This is a genomic window from Flavobacterium psychrolimnae, assembly GCF_003312425.1.
Taxonomy (GTDB): domain Bacteria; phylum Bacteroidota; class Bacteroidia; order Flavobacteriales; family Flavobacteriaceae; genus Flavobacterium; species Flavobacterium psychrolimnae.
On the sequence record NZ_QNUX01000005.1, the window covers coordinates 48704 to 67582 of the forward strand.

General features: G+C 33.3%; 16 protein-coding genes and 1 pseudogene. 14 read left to right on the forward strand and 3 right to left on the reverse strand.

Annotated features, from left to right (window positions below; translation table 11 throughout):
• Nucleotides 1-8 precede the first annotated feature (8 nt).
• The 3 genes and pseudogenes from DR980_RS06685 (at nt 9) to DR980_RS06690 (ending at nt 1011) form a co-directional block, all read left to right on the forward strand.
• A complete protein-coding gene (locus tag DR980_RS06685) occupies nt 9-431 on the forward strand; it encodes a hypothetical protein (protein WP_086452973.1) in 423 nt (140 codons plus the stop codon).
• Between the two features lie 38 nt (nt 432-469).
• Nucleotides 470-568: pseudogene (locus DR980_RS16490) on the forward strand (heavy metal-binding domain-containing protein); the annotation flags it as partial.
• The gene (locus DR980_RS06690) at nt 568-1011 is read left to right on the forward strand and encodes a universal stress protein (protein WP_113634459.1); all 444 of its coding nucleotides are present in this window, start codon (nt 568-570) and stop codon (nt 1009-1011) included. The pseudogene DR980_RS16490 and the gene DR980_RS06690, both read left to right, overlap by 1 nt.
• Nucleotides 1012-1258: 247 nt before the next feature.
• Here DR980_RS06690 and DR980_RS06700 read toward each other — a convergent pair whose 3' ends face one another.
• Nucleotides 1259-1867 (reverse strand): c-type cytochrome, encoded by a 609-nt coding sequence (locus DR980_RS06700; protein WP_113634461.1) that lies wholly within the window; start codon nt 1865-1867, stop codon nt 1259-1261.
• Between the two features lie 368 nt (nt 1868-2235).
• Between DR980_RS06700 and DR980_RS06705 the strand changes: the two genes are divergently transcribed.
• From DR980_RS06705 to DR980_RS06745, 9 genes are all read left to right on the forward strand, one after another.
• A complete protein-coding gene (locus DR980_RS06705; RefSeq protein WP_113634462.1) occupies nt 2236-2628 on the forward strand; it encodes a hypothetical protein in 393 nt (130 codons plus the stop codon).
• Between the two features lie 252 nt (nt 2629-2880).
• A complete protein-coding gene (locus DR980_RS06710) occupies nt 2881-3309 on the forward strand; it encodes a hypothetical protein (protein WP_113634463.1) in 429 nt (142 codons plus the stop codon).
• A 43-nt stretch (nt 3310-3352) separates the two neighbouring features.
• Nucleotides 3353-3568: a hypothetical protein gene (locus DR980_RS06715; protein ID WP_113634464.1), complete on the forward strand. Its 216-nt coding sequence runs from the start codon at nt 3353-3355 to the stop codon at nt 3566-3568.
• 70 nt (nt 3569-3638) lie between these two features.
• Complete coding sequence (locus DR980_RS06720; RefSeq protein ID WP_113634465.1) at nt 3639-4322, forward strand: HupE/UreJ family protein; 684 nt, start codon at nt 3639-3641, stop codon at nt 4320-4322.
• A 12-nt stretch (nt 4323-4334) separates the two neighbouring features.
• Nucleotides 4335-4958: a hypothetical protein gene (locus tag DR980_RS06725; protein WP_113634466.1), complete on the forward strand. Its 624-nt coding sequence runs from the start codon at nt 4335-4337 to the stop codon at nt 4956-4958.
• A 29-nt stretch (nt 4959-4987) separates the two neighbouring features.
• Nucleotides 4988-9328, forward strand: coding sequence for a CusA/CzcA family heavy metal efflux RND transporter (locus DR980_RS06730; protein WP_113634467.1), 4341 nt, complete (start codon nt 4988-4990; stop codon nt 9326-9328).
• Nucleotides 9329-9431: 103 nt separating this feature from the next.
• The gene (locus tag DR980_RS06735) at nt 9432-11276 is read left to right on the forward strand and encodes a heavy metal translocating P-type ATPase (protein WP_113634468.1); all 1845 of its coding nucleotides are present in this window, start codon (nt 9432-9434) and stop codon (nt 11274-11276) included.
• A 60-nt stretch (nt 11277-11336) separates the two neighbouring features.
• The gene (locus tag DR980_RS06740) at nt 11337-12506 is read left to right on the forward strand and encodes an efflux RND transporter periplasmic adaptor subunit (RefSeq protein ID WP_244199268.1); all 1170 of its coding nucleotides are present in this window, start codon (nt 11337-11339) and stop codon (nt 12504-12506) included.
• Between the two features lie 17 nt (nt 12507-12523).
• The gene (locus DR980_RS06745) at nt 12524-13252 is read left to right on the forward strand and encodes a superoxide dismutase (protein WP_113634469.1); all 729 of its coding nucleotides are present in this window, start codon (nt 12524-12526) and stop codon (nt 13250-13252) included.
• A 781-nt stretch (nt 13253-14033) separates the two neighbouring features.
• On the opposite strand, the gene DR980_RS06755 is transcribed toward DR980_RS06745, so the two are convergent.
• Both DR980_RS06755 and DR980_RS06760 read right to left on the reverse strand, forming a co-directional pair.
• Nucleotides 14034-15077, reverse strand: a complete 1044-nt coding sequence (locus DR980_RS06755) for an NAD(P)-dependent alcohol dehydrogenase (protein ID WP_113634471.1) — start codon at nt 15075-15077, stop codon at nt 14034-14036.
• 143 nt (nt 15078-15220) lie between these two features.
• A complete protein-coding gene (locus DR980_RS06760) occupies nt 15221-16102 on the reverse strand; it encodes a YitT family protein (protein WP_113634472.1) in 882 nt (293 codons plus the stop codon).
• A 376-nt stretch (nt 16103-16478) separates the two neighbouring features.
• On the opposite strand from DR980_RS06760, the gene DR980_RS06765 reads away from it, so the two are divergent.
• Entirely contained in the window at nt 16479-16922 is a 444-nt protein-coding gene (locus DR980_RS06765) for a hypothetical protein (RefSeq protein ID WP_113634473.1), read from the forward strand.
• Nucleotides 16923-17017: 95 nt separating this feature from the next.
• Nucleotides 17018-18775: an adenylate/guanylate cyclase domain-containing protein gene (locus DR980_RS06770; RefSeq protein WP_244199270.1), complete on the forward strand. Its 1758-nt coding sequence runs from the start codon at nt 17018-17020 to the stop codon at nt 18773-18775.
• Nucleotides 18776-18879 lie beyond the last annotated feature (104 nt).

Below are 18879 nucleotides of genomic sequence, written 5' to 3' on the forward strand. Positions count from 1 at the left end.
TATAAACTATGAAAACAGTACAAAAAATCACATTAATTATTGTATCGATTGGTTTGTTTACATCGTGTCAATCCAAAACTGATGTAAACCAAATTCTTTCAAATTCAGATACAAAAAAGGCAATTATGGATACTATTGCAAACAATAGCGATATGTCTAAAGATATGATGCAAGCAATGATGAACAGTAGTAAAGGAAAAATGATGATGACAAATCACGAAAATATGATGAAAATGATGAAGGATAATCCAGATATGATGAAAGGAATGATGACTGAAATGATGGAAGCATCTAAAACAGATACTACGATGATGTCTGAAATGTGTAAATCGATGATGGATAATCCTAAAATGATGGATATGATGAAAGATAAAAAAATGCAATCACACAAAATGACTGGAATGGATAAAAATATGGATATGTCCAAATAATACAAATACAAACAACATTAAAATATAAAAAAATGGAAACTCAAAAAACGTACACCTGCCCAATGCACCCAGAAGTTACTTCGGATAAACCCGGAAAATGTCCCAAATGTGGAATGAATTTAGTGGAGAAAAAAGAATGAAAATTCTACTAGCAACCGATGGTTCAAGTTATAGTAAAGCAGCTGTAGACGAAGTTGCAAACAGACTATTTCCAGTAAACACTAAAGTATGTATTGTTTCTGTTTATGAAAGAATGTCGCTAATAAATACTCTTGAACCAATGGGAGTTTCACATGAGTATTATGCTGAAGTTGACCAAAACGCCTTTAAATCTGCAAAGAAAATTACTGAAAATGCAGCGAAAATTTTGCGTGATAAAAATCCGGCTTTAATTGTAACTACAGTGGTTATTGAAGGTTCTCCAAAAAGTGCAATACTCAAAGAAGCTGAAACATTTGGTGCTGATTTGATTATCGTTGGTTCTCATGGTCATGGGGTTATAGAAGGCTTTCTGCTTGGCTCGGTTTCGCAAGCGGTGGCATTACATGCAAAATGTTCTGTGGAGATTGTACGTAAATAAAAAACTTAACAATACTTCCGTTCCTTGTTTGGTATCTTTGTTGACTCTTAGCTGAAAAGCTCCATAGTAATAATGCCATAGTGTATATCCATACTGTTTTAAGAATTTTTACCATTGCTTTATACATAATGACGATATAAATATATGTTTGCAATTACTTTTCTGAATTTGAAATATTCTCCATTTCTTTTAAAAGTACTTCGGTTATTATCATTTGAATTATTTATGTTTTTTTTCATTCATTTTCCTAATAATTTTGCCCCTGGTGTTCCATCATTTCGCCTGAATTTTTCAGAGAATTTACATATGCATAGACCGAAAGGATTTCTTCTTCGCTCAAAACGTTTTCCCATGCTGCCATTGCAGTTCCCTTCATTCCTTTTTTTATGAGGTATATTCGTCCTTGATTTGAATAAAATGACGAATGTTCAGGATCAGTAAAATCGGCTGGTTTTGGTTGTAATGTCGTTGCTCCTGGACCATCGCCTTTACCGCTAATACCGTGACAAGTAGCACAATATTTTGTGAATATATCTTTGCCTTGTGCAAGTTGTTCCTCTGTACCGAGAGATACGGGCTGATTATATTTTTCGCCCAATTCCTGTTTTAACCATTCGCGAGTTTCATTCATTAATTGTGAATGTTCGCTATGTTCATGGTTGTGATTTTCTTCTTCTTTTTGTTGAGGGTGGTTCTGTTTAACTTGTTTCTGTTTTTTTTCAGAATTCCTGCAAGAAGTAAGTATCAACTGTGTATACATTAATGCGGTAATGATTACTAATTCGATTTTGATAGTTCGGAAGAGTTTACGCAGAGTTTGACTGAAAAACACACCATATTGTTTTGGTTTTTTCATAGTTGTTGTTTTAGTTTTTAAGTTAAACCAAATACAAATACTCAATAATTTCGATCACTAAAAAATGTTTAATTGATTATAAATCACTATTATTCAGTAATTTAATATAAATTTACGGTTTATTTAAGCATGTAACTTGGAATTTTTTAAATTTTTATTTCCACAAATAAATAATATATATCATGCCGAAGGAATGATTCATTTCATAAAACCATTACGAGTTTTATCATCTTTTCATTCCGTGCATATCGTCTTGCTTACCTAATATTTTATCTATGTTTATAAAAGTAAAAAGACATTACAGAAAATAGTATGTGAATAAAACCACATACTAATTTTTATTAAATAAATACCGTACTTTTACAATCTTGAAAAAAACAATTGCCATATTATTCCTTTTCATCTTTTTGTGTGCCAACACAGAAATAGGGCAATTATTGAAACTACCCAACTTAGTAGAGCACTTTACAGAACATCACGATCAAGATGAGGATAAGCACGGGATTTCTTTTTTAGATTTTATAGCGATTCATTACAATGATAGTCAACATCATTCTAATCAAGAAAAAGACAATCATCAAAGTTTACCTTTTAAAACTATTAACCAATCTGTTAATACTGTACTTGCTTTTGAAAACATAACCGAGTTTTCATTTCGCAAACCAAATACTATTTCCGTAAATAGTAATGTTCCGTTTTCTCCAGAATTTTACACTTCCGATGTTTTTGCATGCATCTGGCTTCCACCCAAATTGAGTTAAATTAATTTTTCAATGCTTAATTAATGATATTCTGAATATTTCTAATTAAGTATTAAAAAGTACTTTGCTATATACTTATAGCGAATGTTTCTTTGCATCAATTTCACTAATATTCAGTATTAAAAAACAAGTTTTTTAGTGAGTTAATGTAGCTAAATAACTAGAATCATTTTTTAGCCGCATACGCTATAAATTGACTTTTTAGTAATGTCGAAGACATACTCAATTACTTTTAACACTACAACATCAAAAATGAAAACAATTAAATCCATTGCAGTTGCGATACTGCTAACCATTGCAGGCACAACAATTTCAAATGCACAAGTAAGTACTAATACTGGCAAAACACCACACGGTGGAATAATACAAAATTCAGGTGATTACAAAATAGAAATGGTCGAAAGAGAAAACAATATTAGTTTTTACGTGCTGGATGCAAAAGGAAAAACGGTTTCAAATAAAAAAATTACTGGATCGGCTGTTTTTGAATTTTTCAATAAAACAAAAGCAACGAATCCAGTTTCTTTGGATACCAACAATTCTTTATTAGTACAAGTTCCTAAAGCAAGCATATATGCTTATTGTACCATCACATTACTTGTCAATGGAAAAACAATCTCTTCTAAATTTAGAAATAGCCAAGTTTCTGAACAAGATATTAATCATGGACACCAACATTAATTCAATTTTATTATTCTTTATAAACCCAATTTAAATTACAATTATGAAAAAAATTTTAATCGTAGCTACTATCGCAATCGGAATGTTAGTTTCTTGTAACAAAAAAGCAAACAACGAAACTGAAAACACTGAAGTTCAAACTATTGAAACAACAGAGCAAGTTCAAGTGATCACAGATACTACTGGTCAATTAAGTACGGATAGTATTAATAAAGTGGAGCAAGACAAAGTTGATACGGCTCATGGACACACGCATTAATATAATTTAACAGGCTGCTTCTCTTCAAAAAATTGCAGGAGAGAAGTAGTTTTAAAAGAAAAATAAAATTATGAATTCAAAAAAAATAATATTTCTTGTTTTACTTTTTTTTGTAAGCATCACAGGTGTTTTTGCTCATGGTGTCGATGAAAATACACAAACTTTTTTGTCAGGAAATGATGGCGTTGCTTTTGGCCCATTTCTTTATATTGGTGCAAAACATATGCTTACGGGTTACGATCATTTGCTTTTTTTAGTTGGCGTTATCTTTTTCCTTTATCGCCCAAAAGAAGTGCTACTTTATGTAAGTTTCTTTACAATTGGTCATAGTGCAACATTGTTGTTTGGCGTTATGAGTAATATATCAATTAATTCGTATTTAATTGATGCCATCATTGCACTATCAATAGTGTATAAAGGTTTTGATAATTTAGGTGGTTTCAAAAGATTTTTCGGGAAACAGCCCAATACAAAAGCAGCCGTTTTAATTTTCGGATTGTTTCACGGGTTTGGGTTAGCCAGCAAATTACAAGATTTCAAATTTGAAAAAGAAGGATTGTTTACCAATCTGCTTGGATTCAACATTGGGGTCGAAATTGGTCAGTTTATAGCATTAACTTTTGTGTTAATCCTTATTACAATATGGCGCAGATACCCGAGTTTCATGAAATTTTCAACATTCACAAATACCATGCTTATTGCTGCTGGATTTGTCTTATTAGGGTATCAATTAACAGGTTATTTTACATCTTAAAAAAATTAAACAATGTCAGAAATAAATCATCAAATAGTAGAAAAAAAAGAAATTATCAAAGCAGTCTTATTTGCATTGGTATTAGGGATAGTCATTTTAGTTAGTGCCGTTTTACCCGCTGAATATGGAATCGACCCAATAGGAACAGGGAAATTGTTCGGTTTCAGTAAGCTTTATGTGCCAGAGGATGCTCCTGATGGCTTAGCAACAACAACCGGGAAAACATTTCCTCTAATAAAAATGGAAAAAGCAGGTTCTGGACCAGAAGTAAAAAGACCAGTCGAGGCGGATAATCCTATTCCAGAAAAGCAATACGCAGAAAGAGAAGATACGGTTGAAGTAATTGTTCCTGCAGGAAAAGGGATTGAATATAAAACCTATATGCTAAAAGGCGGAAAAATGAAATACGAATGGAAAACTAATGATGGAACCGTTTATTTAGATTTTCACGGTGAAGTAAAACAGGCAAAGGCAGTTAATGATGTCTATTTTGAAAGTTACACACTTGCTTATTCCAATAATATGGTAGGAACTTTTTATGCTCCTTTTGAAGGAAAGCATGGATGGTTTTTTAGGAATAATGAAAATAAAGATATTACAGTTACTCTAAAATTAAAAGGTCAATATTCAATGTAACTATTGACTAACCATTAATCTTACTAATTATGCTAAATAAAATTATTGAGTTTTCAATCAAAAACAAACTCATTATTGGACTATTTATTTTTGCGCTCATCGGATATGGGAGTTATCAATTTACCAAATTACCAATCGATGCGGTTCCTGATATTACAGATAATCAAGTTCAGGTAATCACTTCAGCACCATCATTGGGTGCAACCGATATTGAACGACTGATTACTTTTCCAATTGAACAAGCGAATAGTAATATTCCTGGATTGAAAGAAATTCGTAGTTTCTCTCGTTTTGGCTTATCAGTGGTTACCATTGTTTTTAATGATGCAACGGATGTTTACTGGGCAAGACAACAAGTAACAGAACGATTAAGCGCTGTTAAAGACCAAATTCCCAAAGGTATTGGAGATCCAGTTCTTGCACCGGTAACAACAGGACTAGGCGAAATTTATCAATATGCTGTTCGAACCAAACCCGGTTACGAAAAAAAATACGATGTAACCGAGTTGAGAACCATTCAGGATTGGATTGTTCGCCGTCAATTATTAGGAGTTGAAGGTGTTGCAGAAGTAAGTAGTTTCGGTGGAAAATTGAAACAATTTGAAATTGCCGTTGACCCAAATAAATTGCAATCCTTTAATATTACTATTACTGATGTTTTTACTGCTTTAGAAAAAAACAATCAAAATACAGGTGGTGCTTATATCGAAAAAGGACCTAAAGTTTTGTACATCAGAAGTGAAGGGTTAATTAATACTATCGAAAATATTAAAGATATTTCTATTAAAAATACCAGTAGCGGAAGTCCTTTATTTATTCGTGATGTAGCTGATGTACGAATTGGAAGTGCTATCCGTTACGGAGCAATGACTTTTAATAAAAAAGGAGTTCAATCTGGTGAAGTTTCGGGTGCAGTAGTAATGATGTTAAAAGGAGCCAATAGTAATGTGGTTATTAAAAACATTAAGGATCGTATTGCACAAATCGAAAAAACATTACCCGAAGGCGTTATTCTGGAGCCATTTCTAGACCGAACCAAAATGGTCAATAATTCCATTTCAACAGTGGAAAAAAACTTATTGGAAGGAGCATTAATTGTACTTTTTGTTCTTATTTTATTTTTAGGAAATATAAGAGCAGGCTTAATCGTAGCATCAGTTATTCCATTGGCGATGCTGATAGCGGTCATACTGATGAATATTTTTGGGGTGAGCGGTAATTTAATGAGTCTAGGGGCACTAGATTTTGGATTAATTGTGGATGGGGCAGTTATTATTGTTGAAGCGTGTTTGTTTAGTTTACACAGCAGGAAAACGTCTAAAATATCACAGCAAGAAATGGACAGCACCGTATTAAATACGTCAATAAAAATGCGTAATGTTTCCGTATTTGGAGAGTTGATTATATTAATCGTGTACATTCCCATTTTTACTTTGCGGGGTATTGAAGGGAAAATGTTTTTACCAATGGCACAAACCATTGCATTTGCATTATTTGGTGCTTTTATATTGTCGCTGACTTATGTTCCGATGATGACCGCTTTATTTTTGAATAAAAATATATCTCACAAAAAAACTTTTTCAGATAGAATGATGGAAAAATTAGAAAATTTCTACCAACCTCTTCTGAACAAAGCATTAGGAATTCCAAGAACAATTATCGGTGCAACTTTGGGATTATTTGTTTTAGCGCTGATTACACTTTCGTTCATGGGTGGCGAATTTATGCCCTCGTTAGAAGAAGGAGATTTTGCTGTAGAAACAAGGGTTTTGCCGGGAAGTAATTTGCAAACTTCAATGACTGCAATTTCACAAGGCGCAAAAATACTAATAGAAAAATTTCCGGAAGTGGAGAAAATAGTAGGCAAAACAGGAAGTAGCGAAGTGCCAACTGATCCAATGCCCATTGATGCCAGTGATATGATGATTATTTTAAAGGACAAAAGCGAATGGACTTCTGCCAAAACTTTTGATGAATTATCAGAAAAAATGGCAAAGGAATTGGAAGCCGTTCCAGGTGTTTCTTATGGTTTTCAATATCCGGTACAAATGCGTTTTAATGAATTGATGACAGGAGCAAGACAAGATGTAGTCTGTAAAATATTTGGAGAAAATTTAGACACACTGGCTTTGTACGCCAATAAATTAGGTAAAATTGTAAATACAGTAGAAGGAACTTCAAACCTATATGTAGAAACCGTTACTGGAATGCCTCAAGTAGTAATTGACTACAACAGAGCTTCCATTGCACAATACGGTTTGAACATTCAGGATATCAATCGAATTGTAAACACCGCATTTGCAGGACAAAGCACTGGGGTTGTTTACGAAGGTGAAAAACGATTTGATTTAGTTGTTCGTTTAACAGGCGAAAAACGTCAGGATTTGGTGGATGTTCAAAATTTACTAATACCAACGTCCACTGGTTCGCAAATTCCTCTATCTCAATTGGCCAAAGTTGAAATTACTGAAGGCCCAAATCAAATACAAAGAGAAGATGCCAAACGTAGAATTGTAGTTGGTTTTAATGTTCGAGGTCGTGATGTGCAAAGCATCGTAAAAGAATTACAAGGTAAAGTCGAAGCTCAAATAAAATTTCCTGCGGGCTACTATCCTACGTATGGCGGTGCTTTTGAAAACTTAAACGAAGCCAAAAATCGTTTGATGATTGCTGTTCCAGTTTCATTACTATTAATATTTATTTTGCTCTATTTCGCATTCAATTCCGTAAAACAAGGATTATTGATTTATTCCGCAATCCCGCTTTCTGCAATTGGAGGTATTTTCTTTTTAGCGATGCGGGGAATGCCGTTTAGCATTAGTGCCGGAGTTGGTTTTATTGCTTTATTTGGTGTAGCGGTTCTGAATGGTTTAGTATTGATTGCAGAATTCAATAGCATACGAAAATCGGGTGAAACCGATTTAAAAGCGATTGTTTTACAAGGTACCAAAATACGTTTACGACCAGTTTTAATGACTGCATTTGTAGCATCATTAGGCTTTTTACCCATGGCATTAAGCAATGGTTCTGGTGCAGAAGTACAAAAACCTTTGGCAACTGTGGTAATTGGAGGTCTGTTGATTGCAACGTTCTTAACATTATTTGTTTTACCAATTTTATATATCATGTTTGAAAAAGGAATTAATTTAAAACCAAAAAAGATAAAATCAATTACAACAATCATGGTATTGGGACTGCTTTTTTCTTTTCAAAGTACTGATGCTCAGGAAATAATTTCAATTGATAAAGCGATTGAAACGGCTCTTTCAAACAATATAAAAATTAAAAACGAAAAACTAAATTCAGAGTACTTGCAAAAAATGACCAAAACAGGCTATGATATTTCCAACACGGGAATTATTGGGGAATTCGGTCAGTTTAACAGCAATGCAAATGATGTGAAAATTGGTATTTCGCAAAGCATAAAATTCCCAACCGTTTACAAAAGGCAGAAACAACTTTTAATAGAAGAAGCCAAAAAAGGACAATGGAACGAAGCTTTGCAAAGAAAGGAATTGACTAGACAGGTAACAATCGTGTTTTACGAAATGATGTATCTAAAAGAAAAGGAAAAGTTGTTGTTAAAAAGTGATAGTATTTATTCCGAATTTTTAAGGAAAACAGCGCTTCGTTTTGACAAAGGCGAAAGTAATATATTAGAAAAAGCAACCGCTGAAAACCAATCTGGACAAATAAAAATTCAACTTCTGGAATTACAAAGTGATTATAAAATAATACAATCGCAATTAAAGTATTTACTTAATACTGATAAAGACTTTGTCCCAGTTTCAGATAAATTAAAAATGGATTTTACCGAAAATTTAGATAAAAATGCTATTGGCAATCAACCCAGTATAAAATTATTTGAGCAAGAAGTAAATAGTAGCAAAGCTGAAATTTCACTTGAAAAATCTAAAAAATTGCCCGAATTAATTGGTGGTGTTTATTACCAGACTTTCAAAACAAATGCGGAGTTTCAAAACAGTTATAATGGTGTTTACGGACAATTTGGAGTGGCAATTCCGTTATTCAATGCGGCAATAAATAATAAGAAAAAAGCATTAGAGATAAACACCCAAATTGCCGAAAATAATTTAAATAATGAAAAACTAAAACTGGAAAGTAAGAATCAGGAATTAGTCCAAGAATATAAAAAACAGAAAGAAACTATTGCCTATTTTGAAAGTCAAGCCTTGAAAAATGTTGATTTGGTAACCAAAGCTGCTAATGATAAATTTATCAATGGTGACATCAATTATCTGGAATGGGTAATGCTTATTAATCAAAGCACAGGAATTCAAAGTGATTATATTGAAGCGGTTAGAAAATTGAATATAAGTATAATAGAAATCAATGCATTAACTAATTAAAATAGTTTAATTATGAAATGAGCATGACCGTAATTGGGGTCGCAAGCGCCAATGATGATATGCGAATTACATATGACCGATAAAAAACAATAAATATCAACATATGAATTATACACAAACCTTTTTTTCGCGACAGTTCCTTTGGGAAATTGTACGGATCATAACAGTGGGAATAGCCTGTTTATTATTTTATTTCGATGTTATTCTATTACCCATTTTGATAGCCGCAATGGCTTTCGGTCTTTATTCGTTAGTAAAAACTGCGGTACTGGATATCATAAAAGAAAGAAAAACAGGTACCGAATTGTTTATAACCATAGCGGTCATAATTTCAGTTCTTGGCAAAGAATATTTGGCTGGTGCTGTCGTGCTTATGATCATCCTCATTGCAGAATATATTGCAAGTGCGAGCACTGAAAAAGCGAGAGCATCTATAAAAGAGTTGATTGGTTCCGTGCCTAAAACGGCAATAGTAAAAAAAGACAATCAGGAATCCGTAGTGCAAATAACCGATTTAAAAATCGGTGATATTGTTCTGGTAAAAGCTGGAGAAAAAATCCCTGTTGATGGCAAAGTGATTGGCGGATCAGGTTCTGTGAATCAGGCACCAATAACCGGCGAAAGCGTACCTCAAGAAAAAACAGCGGGAAGTGAAGCATTTGCCGGAACCATACTGGAATTAGGTGCGCTAGATATAGAAATGACTAAAGCAGGATTAGACACCGTTTTTTCGCGTATTATAGCCTTGGTGGAAGAGGCAGAAAGCCAGCAAGCACCTATTGAAAAATTCACAGATAAAGTGGCTTCATGGCTTATTCCGGTGGTATTTATTTTTGTTGGTACTGTTTACTTTTTTACCCGTGATGTCAAACTGGTGATTGCATTGCTGATTTTTACTTCCCCTGCCGAATTAGGTTTGGCAACACCGCTTGTGACCATTGCGGCAATTGCTCGTGCAGCGAGAGAAGGTATTTTGATAAAAGGAGGTTTGTTTTTAGAAGAGCTTGCTAAAGTAACTACCATTGTTTTTGATAAAACAGGGACATTAACCGTTGGAAGTCCTATTGTGAATACCGTTGAAATAATAGATCCTGCTTATAATGAAAACCAATTGGTTCAATTTGCTGCTAATGTTGACCGTCGTTCCAGCCATCCATTAGCAAAAGCAATCTTAAGCTATGCGGATCAATTAAAACTTACCTATGGCGAGCCTGAAAATTTCGAGGTGGTAAAAGGACGGGGTGTTTCCGCAAAAATAGATGGCAAATCGGTTTTATTAGGGAACAAGCTCTTTATGGAAGAAAGTAAAGTACCGGTGTCGAAATCCTCAGAAAATAGTACCGATACTGCTATTTATCTTTCAGTTGACAATAAATTGGCGTGTATCTTTTATATATCCGATGCGATACGCGAAGGTGCAAAAGAAATGATTGAAGGTTTAAGAAAAAGTGGAATTGAAAACATAATTATGCTTACCGGTGATAATCCTGAAACTGCCAAGCACGTTGCCAATCAGATAGGAATTACCGATTACAGAGCAAATTTATTGCCCGAAGACAAAATCAATATTATAAAAGAATTGCAAAAAGAAGGTTCAAAAGTAGCAATGGTCGGTGATGGGATTAATGATGCGCCTGCTTTAGTTCAGGCAAATATAGGCATAGCAATGGGTGCTATGGGAACCGAAGCAGCAATGGAAGCAGCCGACATCGTTCTGATGCAGGATAAGTTGGAAAAAATCGCAAAGGCTCGTGCTATTAGTAAAAGAGCCTATCGAACCATTCGTGAAAATATTTTTGTGGGAGTTGGCGTTGTTCATGTGATTGGAATTACCCTTGTCTTGCTTAAAATAATTGGACCAATTGAAGCAGCTGCTATTCATTTGCTTCCTGACACTTTAGTTTTTATTAATTCCGTAAAACTCCTTCGCGTTAAGATTGATGCCTAACCGATTAGCAAGGGCAATGAAATTTTAAATAACAAACACTATCTTACTATTCAAAATAAAATGAAATCGCAGATTCACAAACACCAAAATAAAAATACAATCATGAGTAAAAACACAATAGTTACAATAATGGCAATAGTATTCCTTTCTTCATGTGGAGACAAGAAAACTGAAAGCCAAACAGAAGCCACTCCAACTATCGAAAACACGACAACACTTACCGATGCACAAATAAAAAATGCAGGTATTGAAACGGGGAAAATAGAGCAAAAAGAAATTTCATCTACCTTAAAATTAAATGGAAAAATAGATGTACCGCCTCAAAATTTAGTTTCCATAAGTGTGCCGATGGGTGGTTATTTAAAATACACCAAACTTTTAGAGGGAATGTATGTAACCAAAGGACAAGTATTGTGCGTTGTAGAAGACCAGCAATACATTCAACTACAAGAAGATTACCTTTTGGCGAAAGCAAAAATAGGGTATGCAAAAGCCGAATTCGAAAGACAAAAAGAACTCAACCGAAGCAAAGCTAGCAGCGATAAAGTATATCAACAAGCACAATCAGAATACAACTCACTATCGGTAATGGTACAATCGTATGGCGAGAAATTAAAATTCGCAGGGATAAATCCAAGTAATGTTTCTACAAAGAACATTTCAAAAAGCATCAATATTTATTCGCCAATAAGCGGTTATATTTCTAAAGTCAATGTAAATATTGGCAAGTATGTAAACCCAAGCGATATTTTATTCGAGATTGTTAATCCTTTGGATATTCATTTGGCATTGACCGTTTTTGAAAAAGACATCAATAAATTGACTATTGGCCAATCAGTTATATCCTATACAAATACCAATCCTGAAAAAAAATATCTTGGCAAAATTATTTTAATCGGTAAGGATTTTTCCGAAAACAGAAGCACTGAAATGCATTGCCATTTTACAAATTACGACAAAGCACTTTTACCAGGAATGTATATGAATGCCGAAATAGAATTAAAAAGTCAGCAATCAAATGTATTGCCATCTGATGCTATAGTGAATTATGAAAACAAGAATTATATTTTTGTTGCCAAACAAAACAAACAATTTGAAATGAAAGAAATTAGAATTGGAACAGCTGAAAATGGGTTTACAGAAATTCTTTCAGACGATTTGAATGAGGCGACTATTGTGATTAAAGGTGCTTATTCACTTTTGATGAAAATGAAAAATGTAGAAGAATAAAAACGTAAATTTACAGTATGGACAGAAAAGAGTTTTTAAAATCAAGTACATTGTTTGGCGCAGCTGCATTAGTGCTTCCCACTACAAATGCGTTTCCCAAAAATTTAGCTGACAATTCAATTGATAAATTAGTAGATGTCAATGGTAATTATATTCAACAGACCTTACCCTATAGCGAAAGTTTTTTAGAACCCTATATGGATGCTGAAACCTTACATCTACATTATACTTTTCATCACGGTGGAGCAGTAAAAGGAGCGAACAAGGATTTGCAAATGATAAAAAAAGCGTTGGACGATAATAATTTGGAAACTGTAGATCTCTGGACGAAGAAATTATCCTATCATTTTTCATCACATATCTTGCATTCCATATTTTGGACAAACCTAACTAATAAAAAAACAGCACCACAAGGCGAGTTGCTAAAGCGAATAGAGAAAAATTTTGGGAGTTTCGATAAACTTAAAATCTTAATTGCTGCTACCGCAAAAAATGTAGATGGCAATGGTTGGGGAATTTTGGCATATCAGCCATACAGCAATAGTTTGGTGATTTTACAATGCGAAAACCATGAAAAACTAACACAATGGGGTGCCATTCCTTTATTGGTTATTGATGTTTGGGAACACGCCTATTATTTAAAATACAAAAATAAACGAACCGATTTCGTGGATGCTTTGTTTAATATTATTAATTGGGATAATGTAGCATTACGATTGAATGATGCGTTAAAATTGACATTATAAAATTTTGAAATTAGGATATCAGGACAAATGAGAAAATGACTCATTTGTTCGGTTCTTTTATTCATTAAATCGTTGTTAATCAAAATAAATATTATTTTCAATCACATTTATTCTTGGGGTTCGATACTCATTTTCATCAAAAAGCAATGCATTTTTCTGTATTTAAATTATTACAATTGGTTCAAGAAAACGTTTAGGACACTATTAGTAAAAAATATTAAATTAGCGTTAAACTGCAAAAATATTAAATAAACTTTTTGGACTATCATAAAATTACTTAATTTTGATTTTCAAAACATGAATTACATCATTCAATTTAAACAAGTTAATTCAATAATTTACTTAAAAAATGGCTTAAAATTGTCATGTTGAGTTTTGTGGCAAAATCGTGGCACATTAGTTTATAAGTAGTTGAAAATGCAGTATAGGCACGGGTTCCAGCTTATTGGTTCGAATCCTGCTCTCCCCACTAAAACTCTTCAAGCAATTGAGGAGTTTTTTTTTTGCAGACAATTTAGCAGGTTCTCCCGAAGCTTCGGGACTGCTCTCCCCACTAAAACTCTTCAAGCAATTGAGGAGTTTTTTTTATACTCGGATTTTTTAAAAAAAATTGGTAAAATAAAAAAACACATTTTTAAAATAGTACAATCAATAACTATTATTCTAATCCATTATTTTTAAAAAACTAAAAAAGCTATTATTAAAATTATCTTTCTATTTCAGTCAAAAAAGAAGCCCTAAACAAAATGATGTTTAGGGCTTTACTTTCTCTTATATTTGATTATAATGTCGCCATATCGATAACAAAACGGTAGCGGACGTCGCCTTTTGTCATTCGGTCATATGCTTCATGCACATTTTTGATATCAATCATTTCGATTTCTGATACAATTCCGTGTTCAGCACAGTAATCCAACATTTCCTGAGTTTCAGGCAAACCTCCTATTAATGAACCTGCAAGACTTCTTCGCCCTCCAATAAGACTAAAAGCGTGAATTTCATATGGCGTTGGTGGTACTCCAACACAAATATGAACCCCATTGACTCTTAATAAAGATAAATATAGATTCAAATCATGTGGTGCAGAAACAGTGTCCAAAATAAAGTCAAAAGAACCCGCAACACTTGCCAGTTGCTTTTCATCTTTAGTAACTATAAAATTATGAGCCCCTAATTTTCTGGCATCTGCTTCTTTGTTTGCAGATGTACTCAAGACGGTAACCTCAGCACCAAAAGCAACGCCGAATTTTACTGCCATGTGACCTAACCCGCCAAGTCCTAAAACAGCTAATTTATGTCCTTTTCCAACTTTCCAATGTCTCAATGGAGAATATGTAGTGATTCCGGCACATAATAAAGGTGCTACAGCAGCTAAAGGTAATTTATCTGAAATATGTAAAACAAAATCTTCATGTACTACGATAGTATTCGAATACCCGCCGTAAGTAGGTGTTACCCCATCTTGTCCCAATGCATTATAGGTATCTGTTCTTCCTTTTAAACAAAACTGCTCTAAACCCTCTTTACAATTTTCACAAGTCCTGCAGGAATCAACCAAACAACCTGTTCCTGCTAAATCACCTACCTTAAATTTCTTTACGTGACTTCCTACTTTAACTACCTTCCCTACAATTTCATGTCCGGGAACCATCGGGTATATAGCTCCTCCCCAATCATCTTTTATTTGATGAAGATCACTATGGCAAACGCCACAAAACTGAATATCAAATTGCACATCATGCGGTCCTAATTCTCTTCTTTCGAAATTCCATGGTGCTAAATCCGACTTAGCATCCTGTACTGCGTATCCCTTCGTTGGTATCATATTTTATAATTTTTTATAAAATTATGAAATTTATTCCAGCTTGCATTTTAAACCTATTGCAAAATTCCCACTTCTTAATATTTTTCTCCGAGTTCAAATAGTGAATGCATTTACCATTAATTATATGTGGTTCCAAATCAATATTAATTCATACTTCGCAGTATTCCGCCACTAGCCTCTTTGATATACTGAATAAACATAAATGCTTTAGGATCCAGTTTTCGGATTTCTTCTTTAATTCGGAGTAATTCTAGTCGGGTTACCACGGTGACAATGATATCACAATCTAATTTCACGTCAAATTTATCCGGTAAATATCCTCTTTCTCCTTTAATGATGGTGATTCCTTTTCCAAATTTTTGGACAATTAATGATTTAATCAAGTCGCTTTTAGAAGAAATTATATGCAACGAAGTATATTGTTCTAAACCATGGGATATGTAATCCAAAGATTTTACAGCTGAAAAATAAGTGACAATAGAGTACAAAGCAGTAGAAATTCCAAAAGACCATGCAGCTGCAAGAAATAATAACGTATTCAAGGCAAAAATGACTTCTGAGACATTAAGCCCAATTTTTTTAGTAGTTAATAAAGCCAGGATTTCTACTCCATCAGCTGTAGAACCGCTTCGGATACACAAACCCATACCTACTCCGATAAGACAGCCACCAAACAATGCAATCAAAAGCGGATCTGAAGTCACGGGATCCACATCTAAAAAAGTCATACTGAAGGCAATTAACAAGAACGTCAACAAACTTTGCAATGCAAATGTTTTACCTAACATTCGGTTTCCAATGACTAAAAAAGGAATATTAAACATTAATACCAAAACTCCAAAAGGCCATTTCGTAATTTCATGAACCAATATTGAAATACCGATAATTCCACCATCTAAAAATTTATTAGGTATCATAAAACCTTTTAAGGCAAGGGTTATCAAGGCTACTCCTACTAAATTTAAAATAATATTTTTAAAACAAAATATTTTTTTCCAATTGATTGAATTCTGATCAGTAATCATAACGATTTATTTTAATTACTATTCTTTGGTTCTACTAAAGTAACAAATAAATTTCAATTTACTGACTAGTAAGAACTTAGATATTTATTTGATTTATCTTTTTGTACATGTATTCTTAATTTTCTATTTTGATCTTTCTAAAATAGTTTCGGTCACTATTTTATTCCTGTCGGATTTCCATTTCATAATTATATAAAAACGGATAATTACATTAGTGATGCATGCATAGTAAACTGATGTTGATCTTGAAAAAAATATTAAATTTGATATTAAAATAAGCCCCTTAACTACTAAATATCAATATATTATTTTCCGCTGCCTCATTCTATTATTGTCAATTTAAGTTACTATTTAATAAATTTTAAATATAATAATCATGGGCAAAAAAGTAGTAATCGCATTGACTGTTCAAGCCAGCAGTCTTTACGCAATGAGCAATCCATCACAGGAGGATATTGATAACGCTTGTTCCTTATCTGATGACAATTCAGGAAGATCTTCTAACGGAACTTTAAAAGACTTTTTATCTAACGTATACCTCAACCAAGATGTCAGATGGAATGGTGTGACAAACGACAACGGCTATTCCGTTGCCATTGACAGCATTTTTAACGAACCGGAATCCCGAGATTTGAATTTCTTTGATGTCACGACCATTAACGGTACTGGAGGAAGATCCGGAAACGCAACTGCTAAGGTTAAAAATGATTCCAATTTGGTTCATAAACTTGACAAATACACTATCAATTTTAGTGTTTATGCCGATGGAAATTCTTCTAAATCATTTCACATCGATCCAAAATTAGCTGCAAACCCATGATACTTTTAAGAGATTTTAAATATTTTGTCAAAATCTTATTTTCTGTATTTTTTATATTTTTCCAGTTCTTAAGTTTTTTTGCACAAAATCAAAAGGTGGCTGATAGTCTTGTGAAGATCTATCATAAAAATAGCCTGGCAAATTCTGAGAAATTAGAATTACTGAGAAATTTATCTTTTAATGAAGTTAATAATCTCGAATTGTCACTAAAATATGCCGATGAACTTATTGCGCTCTCTCAGTTAGAAAAAAACTATTTGTACCTCCATCGCGGATATTACCAAAAAGGGAATAAAAATAGGCTCAGAGGCGATCTAGACAAAGCCTTAAACGCATTTTTCAAAAGTGTTGAAGCAGCGATCAAAGCTAAATTTATTATTGGTGAAGGCGTAGCCTACATGGCTATAGCTGATGTATATTCGATTATGGGAAATGCTGATAATGCCGAAATTTATTATAACAAATCAATCCATTTATTAAGGAAAACCGATGATTCTATATCGTTAGCCAGTGCATTATTAAACGCTGGAGACGAATATTCCAAAAACAAAAAATACAATTTAGCTTTAAAATATTTCAAAGAATCAAGTATCATTTTCGATAATGCCGATTATTTAATTGGCACTGCTTATAGTCTGGGTAATATTGGAATGATACATGCAAAACTCGGCAACAATAATCTTGCAAAAACCTATATTAGTAAAGCCATAAAAATTCTGGAAGAGTTAAAAGATTATTATGCCATTTCGGAATACCTGACCTACATGTCCGACATTTATTTAGCACTAAATGATTGGAAAACTTCTCTCAGCTATGCCAAACGAAGTCTGGATTTGGCTCAAAAATATGGACTTAAAGAACAAATCAGCAATGCTAATCTGAAACTGTCACAATTGCATCAGAAAACCGGAAACATGGCTGCATCATTTGCGTATTACAAGAATCATATTGCATACAGGGACAGTTTAACGAATCTTAAATCGATGCAACAAATGGCAGATATACGAACGAATTATGAAGTTTCGCAAAAGCAAACTGAAGTCGATTTACTCGAAAAAGATTCGGAAATCCAGAAATTGAAAGATAAAAGACAACAAAACATCATATACATAACAGCAATTTCTTTATTCTTAGTTTTGGTAATCACAATTGGTTTTTACCGACGCTATAAATTTGTAAAAAAAACGAACAGCATTATTGAAGAAGAAAAAAATCGTTCTAATAATCTGTTGCTTAATATTTTGCCGGAAGAAACTGCTCTTGAATTAAAGAAAAACGGAAAAGTACAAGCTAAAAAATTTGAATCAGTGACGGTTTTATTTACTGACTTTGAAGGATTTACACACTATGCAGAAAAACTGCCTCCTGAAAAACTAGTGGAAAGCATCGATTACTATTTCTCGAAATTTGATACTATTATGGAAAAATACAATCTTGAAAAGATAAAAACCGTAGGTGATGCTTATATGTGCGCAGGTGGTTTGCCATTTCCAACAGGAGATCATGCCTATAAAATGACACTTGCAGCACTGGAAATTGCCCGGTTTGTGAATATATCCGAAGAATTAATTACACAAAACCAAACTCATTTTAAAATCAGAATCGGTATTAACACTGGCCCTTTAGTAGCCGGAGTGGTTGGGATCAAGAAATTTTCGTATGACATTTGGGGCGATACCGTAAATATTGCTTCTCGTATGGAATCGAATTCGGAGCCAGGAAGAATTAATATATCGGAACATACGTATCAGATAATCAAAAATGACTTTGATTGTGAATATAGAGGCGAAATTGAAGTCAAAAATAAAGGAATGATGAAAATGTATTTCGTCAACGATCCTATTACACAGTAAAATTAAACCTTGGAAATGAAACACTTTTAGTTAATCTCTAAAGTATTTTTCTCCTCTAAAGAAGTAAAATTCCATAAGCTAACGGTTTTTACTATCTTTAAAAA

Bases quoted from the DNA above. Each gene is read 5' to 3' on its own strand.
- DR980_RS06685 (WP_086452973.1), top strand. From the start codon at position 9: ATGAAAACAGTACAAAAAATCACATTAATTATTGTATCGATTGGTTTG.
- DR980_RS06690 (WP_113634459.1), top strand. From the start codon at position 568: ATGAAAATTCTACTAGCAACCGATGGTTCAAGTTATAGTAAAGCAGCT.
- DR980_RS06700 (WP_113634461.1), bottom strand. From the start codon at position 1,867: ATGAAAAAACCAAAACAATATGGTGTGTTTTTCAGTCAAACTCTGCGT.
- DR980_RS06710 (WP_113634463.1), top strand. From the start codon at position 2,881: ATGAAAACAATTAAATCCATTGCAGTTGCGATACTGCTAACCATTGCA.
- DR980_RS06715 (WP_113634464.1), top strand. From the start codon at position 3,353: ATGAAAAAAATTTTAATCGTAGCTACTATCGCAATCGGAATGTTAGTT.
- DR980_RS06720 (WP_113634465.1), top strand. From the start codon at position 3,639: ATGAATTCAAAAAAAATAATATTTCTTGTTTTACTTTTTTTTGTAAGC.
- DR980_RS06725 (WP_113634466.1), top strand. From the start codon at position 4,335: ATGTCAGAAATAAATCATCAAATAGTAGAAAAAAAAGAAATTATCAAA.
- DR980_RS06730 (WP_113634467.1), top strand. From the start codon at position 4,988: ATGCTAAATAAAATTATTGAGTTTTCAATCAAAAACAAACTCATTATT.
- DR980_RS06735 (WP_113634468.1), top strand. From the start codon at position 9,432: ATGAATTATACACAAACCTTTTTTTCGCGACAGTTCCTTTGGGAAATT.
- DR980_RS06740 (WP_244199268.1), top strand. From the start codon at position 11,337: ATGAAATCGCAGATTCACAAACACCAAAATAAAAATACAATCATGAGT.
- DR980_RS06745 (WP_113634469.1), top strand. From the start codon at position 12,524: ATGGACAGAAAAGAGTTTTTAAAATCAAGTACATTGTTTGGCGCAGCT.
- DR980_RS06755 (WP_113634471.1), bottom strand. From the start codon at position 15,077: ATGATACCAACGAAGGGATACGCAGTACAGGATGCTAAGTCGGATTTA.
- DR980_RS06760 (WP_113634472.1), bottom strand. From the start codon at position 16,102: ATGATTACTGATCAGAATTCAATCAATTGGAAAAAAATATTTTGTTTT.
- DR980_RS06765 (WP_113634473.1), top strand. From the start codon at position 16,479: ATGGGCAAAAAAGTAGTAATCGCATTGACTGTTCAAGCCAGCAGTCTT.